19 protein-coding genes and 2 tRNA genes are annotated in these 23,375 nt (G+C 53.3%); 19 read left to right on the forward strand and 2 right to left on the reverse strand.

The genetic code is table 11. The features are described from left to right. Positions 1–389 (reverse strand): Arm DNA-binding domain-containing protein (locus tag HMPREF0636_RS00495; protein ID WP_044167542.1); only part of this gene is annotated, 389 nt, incomplete at its 3' end. 311 nt (positions 390–700) lie between these two features. Then, a tRNA-Ser gene (locus HMPREF0636_RS00500) sits at positions 701–788 on the reverse strand. A gap of 480 nt (positions 789–1,268) precedes the next feature. Between HMPREF0636_RS00500 and nspC the strand changes: the two genes are divergently transcribed. From nspC to HMPREF0636_RS00595, 19 genes are all read left to right on the forward strand, one after another. Further along, on the forward strand, positions 1,269–2,414 hold the full coding sequence (nspC, locus tag HMPREF0636_RS00505) for a carboxynorspermidine decarboxylase (RefSeq protein ID WP_081748360.1): 1,146 nt from the start codon (positions 1,269–1,271) through the stop codon (positions 2,412–2,414). Positions 2,415–2,450: 36 nt separating this feature from the next. After that, a complete protein-coding gene (locus HMPREF0636_RS00510; RefSeq protein ID WP_044167702.1) occupies positions 2,451–3,401 on the forward strand; it encodes a ribonucleotide-diphosphate reductase subunit beta in 951 nt (316 codons plus the stop codon). Beyond that, positions 3,388–5,070 carry a ribonucleoside-diphosphate reductase subunit alpha gene (locus HMPREF0636_RS00515; RefSeq protein WP_005469495.1) on the forward strand — a complete coding sequence of 561 codons (1,683 nt, stop codon included), beginning with the start codon at positions 3,388–3,390 and terminating at the stop codon, positions 5,068–5,070. The genes HMPREF0636_RS00510 and HMPREF0636_RS00515 overlap by 14 nt, the downstream gene beginning before the upstream one ends. 85 nt (positions 5,071–5,155) lie before the next feature. Next, positions 5,156–6,109, forward strand: a complete 954-nt coding sequence (gene ftsY, locus HMPREF0636_RS00520; protein ID WP_044167704.1) for a signal recognition particle-docking protein FtsY — start codon at positions 5,156–5,158, stop codon at positions 6,107–6,109. Then, positions 6,106–7,410 (forward strand): 30S ribosomal protein S12 methylthiotransferase RimO, encoded by a 1,305-nt coding sequence (rimO, locus tag HMPREF0636_RS00525; RefSeq protein ID WP_044167705.1) that lies wholly within the window; start codon positions 6,106–6,108, stop codon positions 7,408–7,410. Before ftsY ends, rimO begins: the two co-directional genes overlap by 4 nt. An 11-nt stretch (positions 7,411–7,421) precedes the next feature. Next, the gene (locus HMPREF0636_RS00530) at positions 7,422–8,957 is read left to right on the forward strand and encodes a LysM peptidoglycan-binding domain-containing protein (RefSeq protein WP_044167707.1); all 1,536 of its coding nucleotides are present in this window, start codon (positions 7,422–7,424) and stop codon (positions 8,955–8,957) included. 54 nt (positions 8,958–9,011) lie between these two features. Then, a complete protein-coding gene (locus tag HMPREF0636_RS00535) occupies positions 9,012–10,007 on the forward strand; it encodes an AAA family ATPase (protein WP_044167709.1) in 996 nt (331 codons plus the stop codon). Between the two features lie 25 nt (positions 10,008–10,032). Then, positions 10,033–10,917, forward strand: coding sequence for a DUF58 domain-containing protein (locus HMPREF0636_RS00540; protein ID WP_005469505.1), 885 nt, complete (start codon positions 10,033–10,035; stop codon positions 10,915–10,917). A gap of 393 nt (positions 10,918–11,310) precedes the next feature. After that, positions 11,311–12,291, forward strand: a complete 981-nt coding sequence (locus HMPREF0636_RS00545; RefSeq protein WP_044167710.1) for a hypothetical protein — start codon at positions 11,311–11,313, stop codon at positions 12,289–12,291. Beyond that, positions 12,288–13,274: a vWA domain-containing protein gene (locus tag HMPREF0636_RS00550; protein ID WP_044167711.1), complete on the forward strand. Its 987-nt coding sequence runs from the start codon at positions 12,288–12,290 to the stop codon at positions 13,272–13,274. The genes HMPREF0636_RS00545 and HMPREF0636_RS00550 overlap by 4 nt, the downstream gene beginning before the upstream one ends. 4 nt (positions 13,275–13,278) lie before the next feature. After that, positions 13,279–14,313 (forward strand): VWA domain-containing protein, encoded by a 1,035-nt coding sequence (locus HMPREF0636_RS00555; protein ID WP_044167712.1) that lies wholly within the window; start codon positions 13,279–13,281, stop codon positions 14,311–14,313. Further along, entirely contained in the window at positions 14,303–15,046 is a 744-nt protein-coding gene (locus HMPREF0636_RS00560; protein ID WP_044167714.1) for a tetratricopeptide repeat protein, read from the forward strand. Before HMPREF0636_RS00555 ends, HMPREF0636_RS00560 begins: the two co-directional genes overlap by 11 nt. Then, positions 15,040–16,821 (forward strand): BatD family protein, encoded by a 1,782-nt coding sequence (locus tag HMPREF0636_RS00565; protein WP_044167716.1) that lies wholly within the window; start codon positions 15,040–15,042, stop codon positions 16,819–16,821. The genes HMPREF0636_RS00560 and HMPREF0636_RS00565 overlap by 7 nt, the downstream gene beginning before the upstream one ends. A gap of 13 nt (positions 16,822–16,834) precedes the next feature. Continuing rightward, positions 16,835–17,662: a tetratricopeptide repeat protein gene (locus HMPREF0636_RS00570; protein ID WP_044167718.1), complete on the forward strand. Its 828-nt coding sequence runs from the start codon at positions 16,835–16,837 to the stop codon at positions 17,660–17,662. 24 nt (positions 17,663–17,686) lie between these two features. Next, the gene (locus HMPREF0636_RS00575) at positions 17,687–18,382 is read left to right on the forward strand and encodes a phosphatase PAP2 family protein (protein WP_044167719.1); all 696 of its coding nucleotides are present in this window, start codon (positions 17,687–17,689) and stop codon (positions 18,380–18,382) included. 411 nt (positions 18,383–18,793) lie between these two features. After that, complete coding sequence (locus HMPREF0636_RS00580; protein ID WP_044167721.1) at positions 18,794–19,789, forward strand: class II fructose-bisphosphate aldolase; 996 nt, start codon at positions 18,794–18,796, stop codon at positions 19,787–19,789. Positions 19,790–19,921: 132 nt separating this feature from the next. After that, positions 19,922–21,964 carry a M3 family metallopeptidase gene (locus tag HMPREF0636_RS00585; protein ID WP_044167722.1) on the forward strand — a complete coding sequence of 681 codons (2,043 nt, stop codon included), beginning with the start codon at positions 19,922–19,924 and terminating at the stop codon, positions 21,962–21,964. Between the two features lie 252 nt (positions 21,965–22,216). After that, positions 22,217–22,290: transfer RNA gene (locus HMPREF0636_RS00590), tRNA-Thr, on the forward strand. Between the two features lie 530 nt (positions 22,291–22,820). After that, positions 22,821–23,312: an HU family DNA-binding protein gene (locus HMPREF0636_RS00595; protein WP_044167723.1), complete on the forward strand. Its 492-nt coding sequence runs from the start codon at positions 22,821–22,823 to the stop codon at positions 23,310–23,312. Positions 23,313–23,375: the final 63 nt, after the last annotated feature.

Below are 23,375 nucleotides of genomic sequence, written 5' to 3' on the forward strand. Positions count from 1 at the left end.
TTGCTGATGGTGTGCCCCACGCGCTGACGGATGCCATCGATGAACTTGTCAAAGACAGGGAGAAAGGTGCTGAACTCCTGGATTTGCCCGAGGTAGGCGGAGCGGAGCTTGTCCAGCGAGATCGTTTGGTCGTCTTGGTACTTGTGGTAGAGGGAGTGGAGGCTGGTGGAGATGGCATCTAGGCTAGCATTGACAGCGAGGGCTTCTGAGGAGCGTCCCTTCTGTCGGCTGGTTCTGCTATTCCACTGTGCCTTGTCTACGAAGATCTTCGTGGAGCCAAGATTGCTCATAGCTCCTCCGAGGAAGATCCGTAGCATGACGGGCGACTTGCCTTCTTTGTTCTCGTAGTTGGAGCGTAGGTAGAAGGACACCTTGAACGATTGTCTCATAATGCATCATTCCTTAGTGTAGCAGGTGCTACAAAGTTACTTACTTATACATTGAATGAGAGTATGTTGCGGCCTTCAATTAGCCCTTCATTTAGCCGTCACTGCTACACTAATTGCTACGCCTTGATTTGTGTAGCAGTTTCTGTAGCAGAATTTGACCGGTTGATGACGATTAGACCCTAGGGGTAAGCCGTCAGGTCTATGGACTGCATACAAAGAAAAATCGTTGTAAGACCATGTCCTACAACGATTTCCTCTTGTTTTGAAGGCTTCTGTGACGACCATTTCGCAGTCACTTTGAAGCCTTTTTGCGGAGAGGGCGGGATTCGAACCCGCGAAACGCTTTTGGCGTTTACACACTTTCCAGGCGTGCCTCTTCAACCACTCGAGCACCTCTCCTCTCCGTTTTTCCTTTGGGGCTACCCCGAAAAGACCCCGCAAAGATAGAAATATATATCCATTTAGCCAAAAGCCCTCGCTCTATCACCTATTGCTCCTCCGCTCCCCAATGGCATTAGAGTTATCGGTGCGAAACACCTGCTCAAAGAGGGCTGGATGCACTGCCTACGGAGGGCATTTCCCCGTCCAAACAAAACCCTTGCAAGGGTTCCCCCGAGAGTCCTTGCAAGGGTTTGCGAGGAAAGGCTTGCAAGGGTTTCAAGCCAAGCCCTTGCAAGGATTATGGGAGAGCTCCAAAATAGGAAAAGCAGGGAGGGCAAAGGACAACTAAGAGGAGAGCCATAGTCAATCACCTGGCTAGATGATGGGACATTACGAGGAGAATGAGAGCATCCCCAGGTTGGAAAACTACGTAAAGAAAAGAGGGGCAGATTTACTATCTTTGTAACTTAAACGAGCGTAGAGTATAGACGATAAGCTTTGGCAACAACAATACAAGCAGTACCCTCCCCCTGTTACATCCTCGAGGAAGACCTCCTGAGGAGGAACCTTACCCTCATACAGAGCGTGGCTAAGCGGGCAGGCGTGGAGATCATCCTAGCCTTCAAGGCCTATGCCTTGTGGAAGACCTTCCCCATTATCCGGGAGTACATCACCCATAGCACAGCTAGCTCCATCTGGGAGGCACAGCTTGCCTTCGAGGAGATGGGCGCACGTGCCCATACCTTCTCCCCAGCCTATACCCTGGAGGAATTCCCTAGCTTCCTACGCTACAGCTCGCATATTACCTTCAACTCCCTAAGCCAAATAGAGCGTCTTCGCCCACTCATGCCACGGGATGGGAGCGTATCCTTCGGGCTTCGGATTAACCCCGAGTATTCGGCTGTCGAGACCGACCTCTATAACCCTTGCGCTCCAGGCTCTCGCTTCGGTGTGCCAGCAAGTGAGCTACGGACTCTGCCCGAGGGCATTGAAGGGCTGCACTTCCACTCCTTGTGCGAGGGGACAGCCGAAGACCTAGAGCAAACGCTCGCTATCATTGAGCAGAGTTTCGCCCATATCCTTCCTAAGATCAAGTGGCTAAACATGGGTGGGGGGCACCTGATGACCAGGAAGGACTACGACGTCGAGCGACTTATCCGAGTACTTCGGGACTTTAAGGCTCGTCATCCACACCTCTCACTCATCCTCGAGCCAGGCAGTGCCTTCGCATGGCAGACGGGCTACCTTACCTCCTCCGTAGTAGACATCGTTGAGCATCATGGCATACGCACGGCCATCGTGGACGTATCATTCACATGCCACATGCCCGATTGTCTTGAGATGCCCTACCAGCCAGCCATCCGAGGAGCGAAAAGCACTACGGAATACAACCGTGAGGCACATAGCTATCGCATCGGGGGAAATAGTTGTCTCAGTGGAGACTTCATCGGCTACTGGGAGTTTGATCGCCCCCTACAGATCGGCGACGAAGTAATCTTTGAGGACATGCTCCACTATACCACGGTGAAGACAACAATGTTCAATGGTATCACACACCCATCGATTGCCCTCAAGCACAGCGATGGTAGTATTGAATGCCTTCGCTCCTTTAGCTACGAAGACTACAAAGGACGCATGGACTAAAACCAAACCGACTATCAGTAATAACCAAATACAAATATGATCTTCGATAAACGGACGGAATACAAGCCCTTTGAATATCCAGAGGTACAGCGGTTCATCGACAACATGAATCGTACCTTCTGGGTACACTCTGAGGTGGACTTCAGTGACGACATCCAGGACTTCAAGACCCTACTCACCGATGAGGAGCGTGAAGTCATCAAGCGTAGCCTACTAGCGATAGCACAGGTAGAGGTAACGGTGAAGACCTTCTGGGGGAAGCTCTACGAGTTCTTACCCAAGCCAGAGTTCAACGACCTAGGGGCAACCTTTAGTGAGTCTGAATGCCGTCACTCATCAGCCTATGCTAGGTTACTCGAGGTAGTGGGCCTAGAGGAGGAGTTCAAGAAGCTCTTGGATATCCCCGTCTTCCGTCGCAAGCTCGAGCTGACAGAGGAGCATTTGAGTTCGCAGCAGGACTTTATACACAAGCTCTTCTTCTTCACTATCGTCATCGAGAACTCCTCACTCTTCTCTCAGTTCGCCAACATGGTAGCCTTCTCGCACTTCAAGGGCATACTGAAGAATACAGCCAATATGGTCTCATGGAGCAGTGTGGATGAGCAGTGTCACGCCGATGCCGGTGTATATATCATCAACAAGATCTTCACAGAGTACCCAGAGATGCGACTTAGCACCGAGGAGGTAGAGCGTATGGTACGCCACTACCTGGCCTACGAAGAGGAGCTCTTGACATGGATCTATGAGCCTGGAGAGCTAGAGTTTTACTCTGCGAAGGACATGCTCTCATTCATGAAGTACCGTGTAGATAATGCTCTGACGCAAATGGGCTACGACAAGGTATATAACATCTCTACCGAGGAGTACCTGCCCATGCAGTGGTTCGATGAATACGTCTATGCTAATGACCTAGACGACTTCTTTGCCAAGCGACCCACCGCCTATACTAAGCACGATAGACCCATTACCGCAAATGACTTATTCTAGACAAGAGCCTTGGTGGTACAACGAGGAGTCCAAGGCCGTCCTCGATAGAGGCTATCTCCTCAACGGAGAGACCATACACGATGCCATAGATCGTATCACCTCATCTGTCTGCTCGTACCTTGGGCAGAGCGTAGGCACAGATAGCCTCAAGGAGGAGTTTAAGGATGCCATCTACAAGGGCTGGCTCTCCCTCTCCTCTCCTATCTGGACCAATGCTGGCACCTCCCGTGGGCTCCCTATCTCCTGTCAGGGATGTTACATCGGGGATAGCATCGCCGACATCACTACGAAGCTAGGTGAGGTGATGATGCACACCAAGCTAGGTGCTGGTACATCTGCCTACTTCGGTAACCTCAGAGGTCGCGGGGCATCCATCGCAAACAACGGGAAGTCCTCTGGTGCAGTCTCCTTCATGAAGCTCTTTGACACGGTGATGACCGTCGTCACACAGGGCTCCCGCAGAGGGTCATTCGCTGCCTACCTAGACATCGACCATCCCGACATCGAGGAGTTCCTACGCATTAAGGATATAGGTAGTGATCTGCAGAACATCTTCTACGCTGTCTGCGTACCCGACTACTGGATGGTCGAGATGATTGAGGGTGATGAGGAGAAGCGCAGGATCTGGGCGAAGGTCTTGGAGTCTCGTGTGCAGAAGGGACTACCTTATATATGGTTTAGTGACACCAATAATATTAATAAGCCTGAGATCTATCAGTATCTAGGTTGCAACATCACCCATAGTAACCTCTGTAGCGAGATCGCTCTACCAGATGCGGACAAAGAGACCTTCATCTGCTGTCTCTGCTCTCTGAACCTCGCCCTCTACGATGAGTGGAAGGACACCAACCTACCCGAGCTAGCAGTGATGTTCCTCGATGGTATCCTCTCGGAGTACATCGCCAAGACGGATGGGAAGAAATTCCTAAAGTATGCTGCCAACTTCGCTAAGCGACATCGGGCAATAGGTATCGGTGTACTCGGGTGGCACTCCTACCTACAGAGCAAGATGATCCCCTTTGGCTCATTGAAGGCTAATGCCCTCACCACGGAGATCTTCGGCCTTATAGAGCGAAAGACCACTGCTGAGAGCCTTCGCCTAGCAGAGCTCCTAGGCCCTGCGCCCATCTTCGAGGAGAATGGCTACCCTGGCGTCAAGTATCGTAACACGACACGCCTTGCTATTGCTCCGACGACATCCTCTTCTTCTATCCTCGGACAGGTAAGCCCAGGTATCGAGCCTTACTCCAGTAACTATTATAAGGTAGGTCTTGCAAAGGGGAACTTTATCCGCAAGAATGTCTACCTACGCCAGCTCCTCGAGGCTAAGGGCAAAGACACCTATGAGGTATGGCGTGAGATCATGATGAACGCTGGCTCGGTACAGCACTTGGACTTCCTCTCGAATGAAGAGAAGGAGGTCTTCAAGACCTTCCGTGAGATCTCGCAGAAGGACATCATCATCCAGGCATCAATTCGTCAGAAGTTCATCGACCAATCTCAGAGCCTCAATCTCAACATCCCACCAGAGATGCCAATCAAGGAGGTGAACCGTCTCATCATCGAGGCTTGGAAGCTCGGCATCAAGGGTCTGTACTACCAGCGCAGTAACAGTGTCTCAAAGGACATGATCACAAACCTTGTCACCTGTACCAGCTGCGAGGCTTAGCATTTCCCCTAGGTCTCTGCTTCCCTCTCCCAAGAGGAGCAGAGACCTCCTCCCTACCCCAATGATAAGGAACGAGTTTTAAAATATGGGACTATTCGGACTTTTCTCTAAAAAGAAAAAGGAGACGCTTGACGAAGGACTCGCCAAGAGCAAGGAGAATGTCTTCACTAAGATCGCACGTGCCGTAGCGGGTCGTACGACAATAGATGACTCAGTGCTTGATGAGCTAGAGGATGTACTAGTCACTAGTGACGTCGGCGTGGAGACTACCCTAAAGATCATCCGCCGCATCGAGGAGCGTGTCCAGCGAGACAAGTATGTCTCTACCTCGGAGCTGACAGGCATCCTACGAGGCGAGATCGCTGAGCTCCTCACCGAGAACGGAGCTACGGATGGTGAGGACTTCTCTCTACCTGCCGATAAGAAGCCCTACGTAATCATGGTCGTAGGGGTAAATGGTGTCGGGAAGACCACAACCATAGGCAAGCTCGCACATCAGTTTAAGCAGAACGGATACAAGGTGATGCTTGGTGCTGGAGACACCTTTAGGGCTGCAGCAATCGAGCAATTAGATATTTGGGCAAAGCGTGTGGACGTCCCACTCATCAAGCAGCATCAGTCTGCCGACCCAGCCTCCGTAGCCTTCGACACGCTAAGTGCCGCGATGAAGGCGGGCTCCGATGTCGTAATCATCGACACAGCGGGTAGACTACATAACAAGGTAGGCTTGATGAACGAGCTAACGAAGATCCGCAGGGTCATGCAGAAGGTCGTCCCTGATGCTCCCCATGAAGTCCTCTTAGTCTTAGACGGAAGCACAGGGCAGAATGCCTTCGAGCAGGCCAAGCAGTTCACTGCAGCTACCGAGGTCAATGCTCTGGCCATCACTAAGCTCGATGGTACGGCCAAGGGTGGTGTAGTCATCGGTATATCAGATCAGTTTAAGATCCCAGTCAAGTATATAGGATTAGGTGAAGGCATTGAAGACCTTCAGCTTTTCAGAAAGAAAGAGTTTGTGGACTCCCTATTCGGAGAATGAGAAAGAATCAAGTAGACGTCATCACACTCGGGTGCTCTAAGAACCTAGTAGATTCCGAGCAGCTCATCCGCCAGTTCCTAGCTAATGGATACAAGGTAAGCCATAATTCATCAGCGGTGAATGGTGAGATCGTTGTCCTCAACACCTGTGGCTTCATTGGCGACGCACAGGAGGAGTCGATCAACATGATACTCAAGATGGTCGAGGCCAAGAAGTCTGGGCGCATCGGGCAGGTCTATGTCATGGGCTGTCTGACGGAGCGTTTCATGGATGAGCTGAAGAAAGAGATACCCGAGGTTGACGGATACTATGGGAAGTTTAACTGGAAGAACCTCCTCACCGACCTAGGCAAAGCCTACCATCATGACCCGCTAGGTGGCAATAGGAGCATCACGACCCCTACCCACTACGCCTACATGAAGATCTCGGAGGGCTGTAACCGCAGCTGCTCCTACTGTGCCATCCCTATCATCACAGGCAAGCACAAGTCTCGTCCTATGGAGAGCCTCCTCGAGGAAGCTAAGGCCCTAGTTGCCTCTGGAGTCAAGGAGATCCAGCTCATCGCTCAGGACCTCACCTTCTATGGTCTAGACATTTACAAGAAGAACTGTCTCGCCGAACTGATGCAGCGTCTCTCTGACGTCCAAGGCCTCGAGTGGCTACGTCTACACTATGCCTATCCAGCAGATTTCCCCAGAGAGATCCTCGATGTGATGAGGGAGCGTGATAACATCTGTAACTACCTCGATATAGCCCTACAACATATAAGTGACCGAATGCTTCGGGCTATGCGTCGGCGAGTGACCAAGGCTGAGACCTATGACCTCCTATGCTATATGCGCCAGAGCGTCCCAGGCATCCATCTAAGGACCACCCTGATGACTGGGCATCCTCATGAGACGGATCAAGACTTCGAGGAGCTGTTACAGTTCGTTCGGGATATTCGCTTTGATCGCATGGGGGCCTTCGTCTACTCACATGAGAGTGGTACCTATGCCTACGAGCAATATGAGGACCACATCCCCCTCTCTGTCAAGCAGGAGCGTATGGATCGTCTGATGCAGACTCAGGAGCAGATTGCAGGAGAGCTGAATGCTGCCAAGGTCGGTCAGACCCTACGCACTCTGATTGATCGTGCCGAGGAGGAATACTTCATCGGTCGCACAGAGTACGACTCTCCTGAGGTCGATGGGGAAGTGCTTCTTGCCCGAGGCGAGCATCCAGATCTTCAGGTAGGTCACTTCTATCCCGTAGAGATTATTTCGGCGGATACCTTTGACCTTTACGGACGCATCCACTAGCACATCGCCCCATGCTACAAGAGGAACTATGGACAGTGCGCCTTGCCAAGGCCTCCTCACTACACCCCAGTAGCTCTCAGCAGCTCTGGCAGGCACTCGCAGCACAGATCGAGCAGCGTTTGCTCCTCGGGGCAGAGATTGCCTTCCCCTGCATTGGCGTTTTCACACTGAGGCAAGAGGGCGAATTCCTTGCCCAGCTCCCTGATGGCACTCGCTACCTCGTCCCTCCTAGGCTTTCTCTAGATCTGCGCTGGGAGAGGGCAGGAAGAGAGGAATCTGCTATTCCCCTCACCTTCCTCATCGAAGCCCTGGTAAACTCCACGAAGCTACGGGCTGAAGTCATTCAGGTTTGGCTTAAAGCTATCCCCATCCTTTGGGAAGAGCTGATGCGAGAAGCAGGCTCAGTAGCTTGGCCCCGCCTCGGCCTCTTCCATACAGTTTCAGGGGATGCTTCCTCTACCTCTTCGGGCTATACCTTCACACCTCTATCAGTCTTTGCCGAGGCACTCAACAAGCCCTTCAGCATGTTTGTCCCCGTAGAGGTTGCACACGGGGAGCAGAGCAATGACCTCGAGATACGTGAGGTTACAAGTCTCGAGGTCTTAGGAGAAATCCACCCCATTACACTCCTCATGCCTACGCCATTCCCTGAAACAGAGGGTGAAACAGCGGTGGAGGATACGAAAGGAGTGGAACAAGAGAAGATGGAAGCCGTTGTTGTGCAATCCTCGTCTGACCCTGTCTCGCAGATAGAACCAGAGGAAGAGGAAAAGGTAGAAGCCCCCACTATACAGGCCTCATCTGACCCTACACCACAGGCAGAACTAGAGGAGGAGAAGGAGGTAGAAGCCCCTGCCGTGCAGACCTCACCTGACCCTATCTCGCTGACAGAATCAGAGGAAGAGGAGAAGGTAGAAGCTCCTGCCGAGGCGACAACACCCGTCATACCCCCAGTACCCTCGGTATCCGTCACGACGCCCACAGCCACCTCTTCACCCCGTAAGTCTCGCTCTGGCTGCTACATCTGGCTCATTGTGGCCATGCTCCTACTCATCGGAGCTATACTCGTTATCTTCTTGCTCAACAACCAGCAGAAGAACAAGAACGAAGCTAAGCCTCTCCCTCCGAAGCCCGCTCAGCAGACAACCCCAACCACAGTCATTCCGACCGCCGAGCCTAGAGAGAAAGATAGCCTCATGATCCAGGCGGACAGCTCCAGCGGGACAGCTAGCGACGCCCTCGCCTCTACACCTGCCCCTGCCCCTCCCTCTGCCTCTAAAGCCCAGCCTGCCTCCAGCGAAGAGACCGAAGTTGTGCGCATACAGGCTGGAGACCGCCTCACACGCTTCTCTTTGAGGAAGTATGGGCATAAGGCCTTCTGGGTGTACATCTATGAGGAGAATCGAAGTCGAATCAAAGACCCCGACAATATCCCCATTGGCACCACCATCACACTACCACAAGCCTCGAAGTATAAGATAGATGCACGTGATACGAATTCCGTTAATAAGGCGTTGATACTACAGCGCTCTATTAAGAATAAGTAGCACAGCGAAATAGATAGTAAGAATACTCCAAACTAAGATAAGGATAGACTAACAATGGAATCAACAGACATCCGTATCCTCACTGAGGAGATTGAGCGTAAAGGGCACCTCGTAGAGCAGCTACGTACAGGGATGCACCAGTCAATCGTCGGCCAAGCGCACCTCGTAGACTCCTTGCTCATCGGGTTACTTTCAGGTGGACACATCCTCTTGGAGGGGCTCCCGGGGCTAGCGAAGACCCTAGCCATCAAGACCCTGGCGCAGCTCATACAAGCCGACTACAAGCGCATTCAGTTTACCCCTGACCTCCTACCTGCTGACGTGGTAGGGACACTGATGTATAGCCAGCGAGAGGAGGACTTCCAAGTGAAGAAAGGTCCTATCTTCTCTAACTTCATCCTTGCCGATGAAATCAACCGTGCCCCAGCGAAGGTACAGAGTGCCCTGCTAGAGGCCATGCAGGAGCATCAGGTGACCATCGGCGAAGAGACCTTCCGTCTGCCGAACCCATTCCTTGTCATGGCTACACAGAACCCCATCGAGCAAGAGGGTACCTATCCTCTGCCCGAGGCTCAGGTAGACCGCTTCATGCTGAAGGTCCTCATCTCCTACCCCAAGAAGGAGGAAGAGACACTCATCATCCGCCAGCAGATCCGCCCAGGACACGAGGATAAGGTCAGCCCCATCCTCTCCATCTCTGACATCCTAGAGCTACGTAATCTAGCTGCACGAGTCTACGTGGATGAGAAGATCGAACGCTACATCGTCGATATTGTCTTTGCCACACGACGTCCAGAGGAGTACGGGCTAGAGTCACTACGCCCCTTCATCGCCTTCGGTGCGTCACCTCGTGCTTCTATTAACTTGGCTTTGGCAGCACGCTCCTACGCCCTCATCAAGCGACGTGGCTACGTCATCCCAGAGGATATCCGAGCTGTGTGCTATGACGTCCTACGTCATCGTATCGGGCTCTCCTACGAGGCAGAGGCGAATGACCTCACTGCTGACGAAGTCATCAAGGAGATCCTCAACAAGGTAGAGGTACCCTAGCCTCTACCTCAGACCCTCTGTATAGATGAAGTCAAGACTGCAAACCTCTGACCTCCTCAAGAAGGTACGGCGTATCGAGATCAAGGCACGGGGACTCTCCGAGCAGGTCTTCGCTGGGCAGTATCACTCGGCCTTCCGTGGTCGAGGGATGGCCTTCAGTGAGGTACGAGGCTATCAGGTAGGGGATGACGTACGAGACATTGACTGGAATGTTACCGCACGCTACGCCAACCCCTTTATTAAGGTCTTCGAGGAGGAGCGAGAACTCACCGTCATGCTCCTAGTAGATATGACGGGTAGCACAGCCTTCGGAACTCGTAGCGAGAGCAAGCGGGAGCTGAATGCCGAGATCGCTGCTACCCTCGCCTTCTCCGCCATTCAGAATAATGATAAGGTAGGGGCCATCCTCTTCACGGATGAAGTCGAACTCTTCATCCCAGCACGCAGTGGGAAGAAGCACATCCTCTACCTCATCCGTGAGCTACTGAGCTTCGAGCCTCGGAGCAGGGAGACCAATCTAAATGTCCCCCTTTCCTACCTCAACCGCTTGATCAAGAGGCGGTGTACTGCCTTCCTTATCTCGGACTTCTTCCAGTGGGGTGAGCCGTATAGCCAGACGCTGATGCTCGCAGCACGTAAGCATGACCTCGTGGCTATCCGCACCTACGACGAAGGGGCAGTCGAGCTCCCACAGATGGGGATCGTCCGCCTCTTGGATGCCGAGAGTGGAGAGGAGCGTTACATCGACACCTCTTCCCCACGCCTAAGGAAGGCCTACCGCAAGAGCATCGAGGAGCAACTCGAGACCTTCCGCTCTAACTGCCTCAGAGGGGGCGTAGATCACATTGAGGTCTCTACGGGTAAGGACTACGTACCCGAGCTCATCAAACTGTTTGGGGTACGACGCTAGCCAGCTTGACCCTCTTCCAGCCCTCTATCTACAGGCTGTCTCTGGAGGCCTAAACGGGTATCGGGGAAACCTCTCTGGAGGTACTGAGGGAAACGCTCCCGAGGTATCGGGGGTACCTCAAGAGGGGTATCCTCAGTACCTCTAGAATGGAGCTGGAGGAAACAGCCCTCCTCTTAGTAATACGAGGGTGAGGAAGCTGGACCTTCTGAGAAGTAAGGACTAGCTCTACTAGAGGCGCAGAGCTATCAGACCTATCCCTACACTGCAGTCCCCGCTGTTTAGTAACAGCTTGACAAACAAAACGAAGCCCACCCCCACAGCTCCACAATGAAGTTAGCTGTAGGATTAGCCCACCGAAAGCCCTATATTTGTTTAGGTATAGGCATTGATTAGATGAAGTATTTAGCATATTGTCTCCTCCTTAGCCTTGCTTGGTGCCTTCCGTCCGTTGGGCAGAATGTCTCCATTCAGGCTCGCTTGGATCGACCAGAAATCAAGATTGGGGAACGTGCGGCCATTGACCTCACGATCCGCACGGACGATCTATCGCGTACACGCTTCTACCTACTCCAGGACTCCACAGGCGCTCCTGAGCGGTATCGTGTCCTCTCCTTTGGGGCAACCGATACCATTGACATCGGCAAGGGTGTACAGGAGATTAAGGCACAGATGATCGTCACCTCCTTCGACTCCACGCTCATCACACTCCCTCCCATTGTTGTGGAGACCCCCTCAGGACAGGCGATGACCAAGCCTCTTGCCCTGAATGTGATTTCCCCAGAGGTAGACCTCTCCCAGCCCGAGAACATTCGCCCCATTGTCTCGCCTTGGGACGAGCCCTATACCTTGATGGATATACTCATCTTGATCTTTACGTCTTGGATCTTCTACGCCGTAGCTGGGCTACTGCTCATCGCTCTACTCATCTATGAGTATCGGAATAGAGCTCGGTATCTCCAGGTCGTTAAGCCCGAGATCCTTCGCCCCGTGTCTGCATTGGAGCAGCTCAAGAGGAAGCTGGAGGCGCTAGGGGATGCTCGACTGGAGACACAGGAGGACTTCAAGCGTTATTACTCAACGGTAACGGATGGGCTAAGGGCTTACCTCGGAGCACGCTATGGGTTCGAGGCCATGGAGCGCACGACAGATGAAGTCATAGAGAAGCTCCATAGCCTCGGGCTGGGAAGTGAGCAGACGAGGCACGTAGAGCAAGTTTTGATGGAGGCTAGTTTGGTAAAGTTCGCCAAGAGTCTCCCCGAGCGTGGTGATGCACTCCTGCTCCGCACACAGACACTGGCTCTAGCCGAAGGCATAGAGAGACTCTTCATACCTAGCGAGGGAGAGTCACTAGCAGGAAAGGAGGTGACCCAATGACCTTCCTTCATCCACATCTACTCTGGGGCTTACTGCTTATTCCCCTCTTAATCGCCATCTATATCTTCTGGCGAAGGAAACAGGAGGCAACGGTACTGCTCCCCTCCCTCCGTGGGCTAAGTGGCAAGGGTGGAGGCTTGCGTGTCTACCTCAGGCACTCCGTCTTTGTCCTCCGACTTTTAGCCCTGAGTGCCGTCATTGTTGCGCTGGCACGTCCACAGAGTACCTCCAGCTGGCGTGAGAACCAAGTAGAGGGGATCGACATCATGCTCACGATGGATATCTCTACCAGCATGCTGGCGATGGACTTCCAGCCCAACCGTGTAGAGGCTGCCAAGGAAGTGGCAATGCGTTTCATCGCAAGTCGCCCAAACGACAACATCGGTCTCGTCGTCTTCGCAGGGGAGAGCTTCACTGCATGTCCGCTGACACAAGACCATGCGACGCTCATCAATCGCCTCCGAGACATGACCCCAGGGATCATCGAGGACCAAACGGCCATTGGCTCAGGGATTGCTACGGCGATTAACCGCCTCAAGGACAGCAAGACCAAGAGCAAAGTCCTCATCCTGCTGACGGATGGTGTGAACAACACGGGGAATATCTCCCCAAAGATGGCAGCGGATCTTGCTAAGACGTTTGGCATATCCATCTACACGATTGGCGTCGGATCCTCCTCGGGGGAAGCCCCATATCCTTTCCAGACTGAATTCGGCACCATCGTGCGCAACGTACCTGTAGACCTCGATGAGCCTACGATGAAACAAATAGCCGAGATCTCTGGGGGAGCTTACTTCCGTGCTACGGATAACAACTCGCTCTCTACAATCTATCAGAAGATCGATCAGCTCGAGAAGACCAAACTCTCGACGAAGAATCATCGTACGATTTACGAGGAGTACTCGTTGTTTGCCTTCATCGCTGTTATCTTCCTCTTGCTGGAGTTCCTCCTGCGCTCGACCCTCTTGAAAACCAACCCGTAAGGCGATGAATATCCTATTCTATTCTCCAGAGTACCTTTATTTACTCTTCGGGCTCATCCCCCTTACCCTACTCTCTCTCTTCGTCTACTACAGACGAAGGAAGCTCATCGCACGCTTCACCAGCAGGGAAATGAAGGACGAACTGATGCCTCTTGCCTCGGGCAAGCGTCAGCTCGTGCGAGATGCCCTCGTACTCTCAGCCTTGGCACTGCTCATCGTGGCTCTGGCACGTCCACAGGTACCTGGACGTACCTCCTCGGGTAAAGAGGACGACAGCAAGGGTATAGAGGCGATGATCTGTCTGGATATATCGAACTCCATGCTCTGCCAGGACGTCGCCCCTAGTCGCCTCGACTTCGCCAAGCGCACAATAACGAAGCTCCTAGAGGAGATGCGCTCGGACAAGGTGGGACTTATCGTCTTCGCTGGTAGCTCGTTTGTGCAGCTCCCCATCACCACCGACCTCTCTACCGCACAGGAGTTTCTCTCGGATGTATCACCGAGCATGCTCTCTGACCAAGGTACAGCCATTGGGAGTGCCATCACCCTAGCGCGCCAGTCATTCTCGGATAGGAAGGACTTAGGCAAGGCGATTGTTATCCTGACAGATGGAGAGGACTTCGAGGACAACGCCCTCGAGGCTGCTACCGATGCCTCCAAGGCAGGTGTGCACATCAATGTAGTAGGTATTGGGACAAGCGAAGGTGGCCCGATCCCAACACCTCAGGGACAGCTCACCGATGAGTCCGGGAACATGGTCGTCACAAAGCTCAACCTGGATATGTGCAAACAGCTTGCAGATACTGGGAAAGGCATCTTCGTGTCTTCGCAGACACAAGCCACCATCATCAAGGCTCTCAAGAAGCAACTTGACGAGCTACCCCGAGCCTCTGTCTCCTCTATGGCTGACAATGGCAACATCGAGAACTTCGAGCCATGGCTTCGTGTAGCTCTACTCCTTCTCATCGTAGAATTCTTCATCATGGGACGTAAAAACAAGTTCCTCATTCGCCATAACATCTTTGGACATGAGCAGTAAGATCATTGCCCTCTTGCTCCTCTTATCTTCCTCAAGCCTTGCCTATAGCCAAGGGATAAAGACGAAGATACGTCAGGGCAACAGGCTCTATAAAGAGAGGAACTTCTCCGAGGCTGAGACAGCCTACCGTAAGGCTCTTCTGCTAGATAGTCTCTCGGGCAAGGCAAACTTTGGTGTCTCCGCTGCCGCCTATGAGCTTGGTCGGTATAAGGAGGCTGCGAGCTACCTAGAGCGTGCCCTCAGAGACCCTCGCATCTCCACCAAAGAAGCTGCTGCCACCCTGCATAACTTGGGCAATGTAGCTATGAAGGACAAGAAGTACGAAGAGGCCATACGTCTCTACGAAGAGTCCCTCATCACGCACCCAGAGAGTGACGATACACGCTATAACCTTGCCTTGGCACAACGCCTCCTAAAGCAACAGCAACAAAACCAGCAAGGAGGCGGAGGCAACAATCAGAATCAAGACAAGGACAAGCAGGATAAGCAGAAACAGAACCCCAAGCAGGATCAACAGCAGAACAAGGATAAAGACAAGCAAGATCCTAAGCAAAACAACAATCAGGAAGGCACGCCCAAGGAGCAACAGAACGGGCAAATGTCTCAGGAACAAGCCAAGCAAATCCTCGATGCCTTCCGCTCCGATGATGAGCAGACTCGCCGACGTGTCGAGCAGCGACAGCGTGAGCAAAAGCAACAACAGAATAGCACTAAGAATAAAAAGCGATGGTAGCCCAACTTGCCCTACGTCATAGGGCGCTCTGGTATTGCCTCCTCTCCCTCACCTGCGTCCTCTCGCTACACAGCCAGAGCGTACAGATCGAGGTACCCGCCACCGTAATCCAGGGCAAGCCTTTCCAGCTCTCCTACTCCATCCAGGGTGAGGCTGAGCTCACACGCTTCGACAACCCTCGCCTGCAGGGTCTAGCCCTACTCTACGGGCCAGCCCAGGAGCACTCCAGTCGCTTCCAGAGCATCAATGGTCGCACGACCTCCTCGGTCTCTACGAGTGTGACCTACACGCTCCTAGCCGAGAACGTCGGGACGGCTACCATCGGAGCAACAACAGCGGTCATCGGGGGGCGTCAAGTGCAGGTTCGAGGAGCCAGCATCCGAGTCCTCCCCAGCAAGGGTGGATCGGCAGAGGCATCAACCTCCAGCACTGGGCGTTACCTCTATCGAGCCATCCCTGGGACAACTACCGTCTACGAGCAACAAGCCATACCCATACACTACAAGCTCTACTCCTCCACAGAGTTTGAGCTATCCAGCATCAAGGCTCCCGAGTACGACGGCTTCATCTCGGAGAGTGAACCTCCAGGGGATGGGCGGAAGCAACTCGTCCTCGAGAACTACCAAGGGACCAACTACCGTACCGTGGTACTCCGTGAGGACGTCCTCTTCCCTCAGCGCTCAGGCACCCTCACCATCCCCTCCAGCGAAGTGGGTATCCGCATCCCCGTTGCAATCGACACAGATGATCCCTTCTTCGGCTCAACGACCATCGTAGACCGTCTGCTCCGCTCCACCCCCATCACCGTGCAGGTTCGTCCCCTTCCCACAGAGGGTCGCCCGAGTGACTTCTCTGGAGCAGTCGGGGCTTTCCGCATGAAGGCCGAGCTCCTAACGAAAGCACCGAAGACCAACGAGTCCGTGACCCTCCGCCTCACACTCGAGGGGACGGGGAATCTGAAGCTAGCAAAAGCTCCTTTGATTAAGTTCCCAGAGAGCTTCGAGATTTACGACCCCAAAGAGACCTATGAGCAGAAGGTACTCCCAAGCAATGTCGAGGGAAAGAAGGTCATTGAATACTTCGCCATCCCTAGACGGATAGGCAAGGTAACGATCCCCTCGGTTTCCTTCTCGTTCTTTAACCCTCAGACCCACCGCTACGAGACACTCCACTCGCCTAACTTCACGCTAGATGTAGCACAAGGGAAGGCAAGCTCTGACCTCACCTCTGGTGAAGGGGGCGAAGGCATCGTCCACCAGCAAGGCCTCCGCCCTCAGCACAGCGAAGAGGGGCAAACAGCCATCCCTCTACTTGGCTTTGTTTCGGGGCTGGGCTATGGACTTATCTACTTCCTCCTCATCATCCTCAGTTTCGTCATCTACACTTATCTTGACCGCTCACGCCGTCTACGTGCCGACAGCCTCACCTACAACGCTACACGAGCCAGTAGTGTCGCCACGAAACGCCTACGCCTATCAGCTCAATACCTAAGAGAGGGGAAGCGTGAAGCCTTCTACGAGGAAGTCATGCGTGCCCTCTGGGGCTATCTTGGCGATAAGCTCCGCCTGCCTGTCTCCGAGCTAAGCCGTGCCTCTGTGAGCGAGATACTCACACAGCGTGGTCTGGAGGGAAACCTCATCCATGAGCTAACCTCTGTCATTGACGAGGCCGAGTTTGCCCGCTTCGCCCCTGTCAGAGAGGGGGATATGCAGCAGCTCTATGACAGGGCAGCCCAGATCATAGGGCAGATAGATAGCCACAAGCTCCGTAAGTAAATCCGACCACACGATGCGCTCATTCCTTATATTCCTCTTCACCGCCTGCTCCTTTGCCCTCTATGGAGAGGCTAGAGCAGCAGAGAGCTTGGTAGCTTTCGACGAGACCCAAGTCACCCCCCAAACAGTTTCCCCGGATACCTCCGAAAGGGTTACGGGGAAACCTCAATCGAGTTATGCCCGTAACCCCTCGGGAGTTTCCCCCGATACCTCCAAAGCCGATACGGAGACACCCCACTCCGAGTACTACTACAACCTCGGGAATATCTCCTACAACTCGGGGGATCTGGGGCGTGCTATACTCTGCTATGAGCGTAGCTTACACCTTGACCCTCGCAACAGAGATGCTCGGCACAATAGAGACCTAGCTATTCGTAAGACGGTAGATAAGATCTCCGATGGCAAGAGCTGGTTCGCCTCCGCTGGGGAAACTCTAGCCTATGCTCTACCGCTCACAGCGCTTGCCCCTCTTGCCCTTATACTCTTCGTTGGAGCATTAGCCTCAGGGATATTCTTTTTCCTCACCGAGAGCCGAGGCAGACGTAGGCTGTACTTCTACCTTGGCCTATCGCTCTTCGGTCTCTGTATTTTCACCAATGCCCTCATCCTGCATTGGGTGTATACAGACCGAGCCTATCGGAGCATCGCAGTCGTACTTAGCCCCGAGGTGAATGTACACATCTCTCCAGAGGCAACCTCTGGGGTAGCCTTCACCCTACACGAGGGCGCACGAGTGCAGCTCACAGACGAGCCACTGGATGGATGGCAAACGATCACCCTCCCCGATGGGCGAAAGGGTTGGATCACCTCCTCTTCGATTGAAGCCGTACTCCCTCATTGATACACGCTTAAAGCAAGGATATTCATGATAGCTATTTCACCCCCTTTTATTTCGGGAGAGCTAGACCTCCTTCGAGCTATCAATGGTTGCCATAGCCCCTACTGGGACGCAGCGATGTGGGCAATCTCGCACTTCGCTGCTTGGGTCTTCCCAGCTATTGCTTTGCTTTTCTTCCTCTTCTGGAGACGCCCAAAGAGTGAGGCGGTCTTGCTCCTGCTGTGCATCGGGCTATGTGTGGCGATTGGGGATGTGCTGAGCTCGCATATAGCCAAGCCCTTCTTCGAGCGTCTACGCCCAACTCATACGCCAGAGCTACAGGACTCATTGCACTATGTCTATGGCTATCACGGGAAGCTCTATGGCTTCTTCTCGGGGCATACGGCAAACTACACAGCCGTAGCAACACTGCTCTGTCTGACCTTCCGCAACAGAGCTTTCACCGGTGCCGTCTCCCTCCTTGTAGGCTGGGTCATTTACAGCAGGATATATATCGGGGCACACTTCCCCTCCGACTGTCTCATGGGACTTGCCGTAGGGCTCACCATCGGATGGCTGGTCTATAAGCTCTACAGCTCCCTCAGGCAACAGTTCCTCGCCACACGCTACAAAACCACGCCAGAGCTATACCGCGAGGGCATTGGCTACTTAGCCCTAGCCCTCATCCTCTCCATCCCCATCACGCTGGCTTTCGCACTAGAAATTACCCGCCTGATGCGGTAAGTCTTCTCCGGTCTACACAACGAAGTACAATCCTCCAATAAGCCCGTAGATCGCTAGTCGCTCCATACGCAGCACCGCCCCTATTTCTAGGCTTCTACCTCACCTTGTACACAGGCACAAAGCCTCCCCCTCATACGCTCAAACACAAACTCTCCCTCCTCGACCTCTCTTGTTGATGAGGGCAATAAGAGCTGAAAAGGATACGCATCACTCACGGAAGAGGAAATGGAGGTGCAGACACGTAATGAGGCCTAACATTTTCGCAATCGAGAAAAGCTATTCTCCTTGCGGTTTGTACCATCACCTTTGCTTCTTGAAGAATTTTAATAAGAAGCAAACCATTCGGTTAATTTATTCTATCTTTGCGGTAGAGAACTAAGTACAAAAACGTTTTTAATAAGTCAATAACAAATGGTTAGTTACAAGGAACTAGGCTTGGTCAATACTCGCGAGATGTTTGCCAAGGCCATCAAGGGTGGCTATGCTATCCCTGCGTTCAACTTCAATAACATGGAGCAGCTCCAAGCCATCATCGGTGCTGTAGTTGAAACGAAGTCTCCCGTCATCCTCCAAGTCTCTAGTGGCGCACGTAAGTACGCTAACCAAACCCTCCTCCGCTACATGGCTCAGGGTGCAGTTGAGTATGCAAAGGAACTCGGTTGTCCCAATCCTCAGATTGCCCTTCACCTAGACCACGGTGATAGCCTCGAGCTCTGCAAGAGCTGTATCGAGATGGGCTTCTCCTCTGTCATGATTGACGGCTCACACCTTCCCTATGACGAGAATGTCGCACTCACACGCTCTGTCGTAGAGTATGCCCACCAGTACGACGTAACCGTAGAGGGTGAACTCGGTGTACTCGCTGGTATCGAAGACGATGTCGTAGCTGAACACCACACTTATACTGAGCCTGCTGAAGTCATCGACTTCGTGAGCAAGACCGGGGTAGACTCACTGGCTATCTCCATCGGTACGTCACATGGGGCGAACAAGTTCACACCCGAGCAGTGCAAGCGTGATGCTAACGGCATCCTCGTTCCTCCCCCACTGCGCTTTGACATCCTTGCTGAGATTGAGAAGCAGATCCCAGGCTTCCCTATCGTACTGCACGGCTCATCCTCTGTCCCTCAGGACGAGGTAGCTACAATCAACCAGTATGGTGGTGCACTCAAGGACGCTGTCGGTATCCCCGAAGAACAGCTTCGTCAGGCCGCTAAGAGCGCCGTATGTAAGATCAACATCGACTCCGATGGACGTCTTGCGATGACGGCTGCTATCCGTAAGGTCTTCGCAACGAACCCTGCAGAGTTCGACCCACGTAAGTACCTCGGTCCAGCTCGTGAGTCGCTCAAGAAGCTCTACATGCACAAGATCATCAACGTCCTTGGCTCTAACGATCGCCTCTAGTTCGCTAGTAGCGTCACATACCAAACTTTAGGAGGGCTTGTCCTCCTCTCTAAGCTACCTGCCTTTCGCTTGCCCCTGAGGCAAGGGGTAAAGGCAGGTAGCTTATTTTCTCTCATATCCTAGTACAGCCCGATGAACAGCCTATTACAACCCACAACGACAGCGCATGGTGCTTATCCCTTCGATAAGATACAAGTGGAAGACTTCCGTGAAGCCTTCAGTCTCGCCATTGAAGAGAAGGAGCAAGAGATCAAAGCCCTAATTGCCTCTGAGGAGCAGCCTACCTTCACCAATACCATCGTTGCCCTAGAGCGTAGCGGTGCCAAGCTCGAGTGGGTATCAGGCATCTTCTTTAACCTCCTACACGCAGCAGCTACGGATGAGCTGATGGCGATTAGTCAGGAGATTACCCCTCGTCTCTCTGCTCTCTCCTCGTTCATCACCCTTTCTGATCCCCTCTTTGAGCGTATTCGCTCTGTCTGGGAGAAGCGTGAGATGCTTGGGCTAGATGCTGAGGACCTTCGTCTGCTGGAGCGTACTTATGAAGGCTTCACAGAGCGAGGAGCTCTGCTCCCAGCTGACAAGAAGGAGCGACTCAAGGCTATCCAAGCTCGCATGAGTGAGCTAAGCCTGACCTTCAGCCAAAACAACCTCAAGGATCAGCAACGCTTCCGCCTACACATCACCGATCAGCACTACCTCACAGGGATGCCCGAGACATCTTTACGCTCGGCAGAGGCTCTTGCACGTGAGGAGGGTAAGAGTGGCTGGGTCTTCACGCTTGCAGCACCAAGTTTCTTCCCCTTCATGCAGCACTGCCCCGAGGGGAAGCTCCGTGAGGAAATGTACCGTGCTAAGATGATGGTCGGCGCAGCTAGTGATGAGTACGACAACCGAGAGCTCATCCGAGAGCTCGTGAACCTACGCTTGGAATATGCTCAGCTCCTCGGTGCCAAGACCTATGCCGAGAAGGCTCTACGCCTTCGTATGGCACGCACACCAGAGGCTGTCTACCAGCTCCTGGATGAGCTACTCACAGCCTATCGTCCTATCGCCGAGGAGGAACTAAGGCGGGTAGAGACCTTCGCTAAAGAGCATGGCCATACCAAGCCTTTACAGCCATGGGACTGGAGCTACTGGGCACAGCAGTACCAGAAGGCTTACTACGAGCTGGACGAAGAGATGCTCCGCCCCTACTTCGAGCTAACGAAGGTATCGGAGGCTGTGCTTGGGCTAGCGACGACCCTCTATGGCATACACTTCACCCCTCGTCCAGAGCTTCCCGTCTACCATCCCGATGTACGAGCCTACGAGGTGACCGATGCAGATGGTAGCTACCTAGGGCTACTCTATACGGACTTCTTTCCTCGGGAGGGGAAGCAGAGTGGGGCTTGGATGAATAACCTCCAGGAGCAGTATCACACTGCGAGTGGAGAGGATCATCGCCCACACATCGTACTCGTCATGAACTTCACCCCTCCGACCGAAGGACACCCTGCCTTGCTGGCTCCGGGGGAGGTACGGACGTTCCTACATGAGTTCGGGCATGCCTTGCATGGTATGTTTGCCTCAGCACGCTATAGCTCACTCAGTGGCACGAATGTCGTGCGTGACTTCGTCGAGCTACCTAGCCAGCTGATGGAGAACTGGCTAGATGAACGGTCGTGGCTCCTGACCTTCGCCCGCCACTATGAGACAGGGGAAACGCTCCCAGAAGACCTCATACAGCGGATGGAGCGAGCTAAGCACTTCCTCGTCGGCTATGCCGCATGTCGTCAGCTCAGCTTTGGCTACCTTGACATGGCGTGGCATACGATCACCGAGCCACTCAGCGAAGGGCTGGACACGAAGGCCTTCGAGGAGCATGCCTGGCAGAGGGCTACACTCCTTGCGCCAAGCCCTGCACCCTGTCAGATGAGTACATCCTTTGGTCATATCTTCTCGGGTGGCTATGCTGCGGGCTATTATGGCTATAAGTGGGCGGAGGTACTGGATGCAGATGCCTTTGCAGCCTTCCAGGAGGAAGGGATCTTCAGCCGTGCTACTGCCGAACGTTTCCGCAGGGAAGTTCTTTCCCAAGGAGATAAACGGGATGCCGAGCAGCTCTACGAAGCCTTCCGAGGCAAGGCACCTACGGTCGATGCCCTACTCCGTAGAGACGGAGTGAAGGCCTAAGCCTTCGCCTCTTATGCTCCCCAGCAAGCCTCGATAGCATCGAAGAGTAAGGTGGTTTAGCTCCCTTCCCTGCGATGCAAAACCACAGCTACGCATGTAGAGTTATAGTAACTCGCTTGCATATTCGCAGAATTATACTACTTTTGCACTCGGGTAAGTCCTATACGACCAGCTCCCTTTGACTCCCCCAGGGCTTGATCGCAGCAAGGGTATTAGGTTGTAGCGGTGCGATATAGATCGCTTACCCACCTTGCCTCTTTAGCTCAGTTGGCCAGAGCACGTGATTTGTAATCTCGGGGTCGTTGGTTCGAATCCGACAAGAGGCTCAAGACGAGTGCTATCCATCTATGATGGGTGGCACTCGTCATTTATAAAGCCCCTAAGGACAAACAAACCTAACCCAACCAGCTCTAGCCATGGAGCAGACCCACCGAAACCCTAGCAAGGGTCCCCCGTTCAACCCATCCTAGCCTTTGACTCCAAACCCATGCAAGCCTCCTCGTGCAATCCTTGCATGGGTTCCCTCCTGCTCTCTAGACTCCACTAACTGCCCAGGGATTAACCAATCGCACCCTCCTCCTTTCTCGCCACAAGAGGCAAGAAATATACCCCTCCTCGGTCATGTATTTTATCTCCAAGGGGAAGGAGCGGAGCTGAGTGAGGACAAAAATAGAAGGGCTGGAGCGTTAAACGATGTAAAACTTTTGGGGTAAAAGGTGAGGGTTACTGAGGGTACCTACTTGAGGTGGATAACTTTTTCTCCCAGAGGGTTTGCTTGGGTAGATTTTCTTCCTACCTTTGCAATGACAAGGGGGTAGCGACCTCCATTATGTATCATTTTTTATTTATCTACATTATGTCTTTGAAATTCAAAGTTGCCAAGCGGAAGCAACCCGTTGGCAAGCGCAAGGGACAGACTGTCTACTACGCCATCCAGGACGAACACCCACACACCACATGGGCAGAAGTCGAAGAACGCATCTCACAGGCCACCACGATCAGCCGTGCTGATCTCAGAGCCGTGACCATCGCACTACATGACATCATCACTCAGGAGATCCGCGCAGGTCGCTCGGTCGATCTAGCAGACCTCGGGAGCTTTAAGGCGGTTGCCTCGGGGAAGATGATGGACACCTTCCAAGCCGTCACCGTAGATACGCTTCGCCGTGTCGGGGTACGCTTCTATCCCAAGCACTCCATCCGTGACGCCTCGAAAAAGATTGAGCTAGAGCTCATCCGAGAGGCCTACACCCCTCGCCCGAAGAAGGCAAAGACCCCAGGAGGGAAAAAGCCTGAAGGTAGCGAAGGTGACACCCACCAGCCTGGGGGCGGAGGAGTAGGCATCTAACCTCCCACTATACTCTAGAGAGGAGACCTCATCCCAAGGTGACTTTGGGTGGGGTCTCCTCTC

Origin of the sequence: Porphyromonas catoniae ATCC 51270 (assembly GCF_000565015.1) — a bacterium.
GTDB lineage: Bacteria > Bacteroidota > Bacteroidia > Bacteroidales > Porphyromonadaceae > Porphyromonas > Porphyromonas catoniae.

What these genes read in the sequence shown, in the direction of transcription:
- HMPREF0636_RS00510 (WP_044167702.1), top strand. Translation starts at nt 2,451, where the DNA reads ATGATCTTCGATAAACGGACGGAATACAAGCCCTTTGAATATCCAGAG.
- HMPREF0636_RS00515 (WP_005469495.1), top strand. Translation starts at nt 3,388, where the DNA reads ATGACTTATTCTAGACAAGAGCCTTGGTGGTACAACGAGGAGTCCAAG.
- ftsY (WP_044167704.1), top strand. Translation starts at nt 5,156, where the DNA reads ATGGGACTATTCGGACTTTTCTCTAAAAAGAAAAAGGAGACGCTTGAC.
- rimO (WP_044167705.1), top strand. Translation starts at nt 6,106, where the DNA reads ATGAGAAAGAATCAAGTAGACGTCATCACACTCGGGTGCTCTAAGAAC.
- HMPREF0636_RS00530 (WP_044167707.1), top strand. Translation starts at nt 7,422, where the DNA reads ATGCTACAAGAGGAACTATGGACAGTGCGCCTTGCCAAGGCCTCCTCA.
- HMPREF0636_RS00535 (WP_044167709.1), top strand. Translation starts at nt 9,012, where the DNA reads ATGGAATCAACAGACATCCGTATCCTCACTGAGGAGATTGAGCGTAAA.
- HMPREF0636_RS00540 (WP_005469505.1), top strand. Translation starts at nt 10,033, where the DNA reads ATGAAGTCAAGACTGCAAACCTCTGACCTCCTCAAGAAGGTACGGCGT.
- HMPREF0636_RS00545 (WP_044167710.1), top strand. Translation starts at nt 11,311, where the DNA reads ATGAAGTATTTAGCATATTGTCTCCTCCTTAGCCTTGCTTGGTGCCTT.
- HMPREF0636_RS00550 (WP_044167711.1), top strand. Translation starts at nt 12,288, where the DNA reads ATGACCTTCCTTCATCCACATCTACTCTGGGGCTTACTGCTTATTCCC.
- HMPREF0636_RS00555 (WP_044167712.1), top strand. Translation starts at nt 13,279, where the DNA reads ATGAATATCCTATTCTATTCTCCAGAGTACCTTTATTTACTCTTCGGG.
- HMPREF0636_RS00560 (WP_044167714.1), top strand. Translation starts at nt 14,303, where the DNA reads ATGAGCAGTAAGATCATTGCCCTCTTGCTCCTCTTATCTTCCTCAAGC.
- HMPREF0636_RS00565 (WP_044167716.1), top strand. Translation starts at nt 15,040, where the DNA reads ATGGTAGCCCAACTTGCCCTACGTCATAGGGCGCTCTGGTATTGCCTC.
- HMPREF0636_RS00570 (WP_044167718.1), top strand. Translation starts at nt 16,835, where the DNA reads ATGCGCTCATTCCTTATATTCCTCTTCACCGCCTGCTCCTTTGCCCTC.
- HMPREF0636_RS00575 (WP_044167719.1), top strand. Translation starts at nt 17,687, where the DNA reads ATGATAGCTATTTCACCCCCTTTTATTTCGGGAGAGCTAGACCTCCTT.
- HMPREF0636_RS00580 (WP_044167721.1), top strand. Translation starts at nt 18,794, where the DNA reads ATGGTTAGTTACAAGGAACTAGGCTTGGTCAATACTCGCGAGATGTTT.
- HMPREF0636_RS00585 (WP_044167722.1), top strand. Translation starts at nt 19,922, where the DNA reads ATGAACAGCCTATTACAACCCACAACGACAGCGCATGGTGCTTATCCC.
- HMPREF0636_RS00595 (WP_044167723.1), top strand. Translation starts at nt 22,821, where the DNA reads ATGTCTTTGAAATTCAAAGTTGCCAAGCGGAAGCAACCCGTTGGCAAG.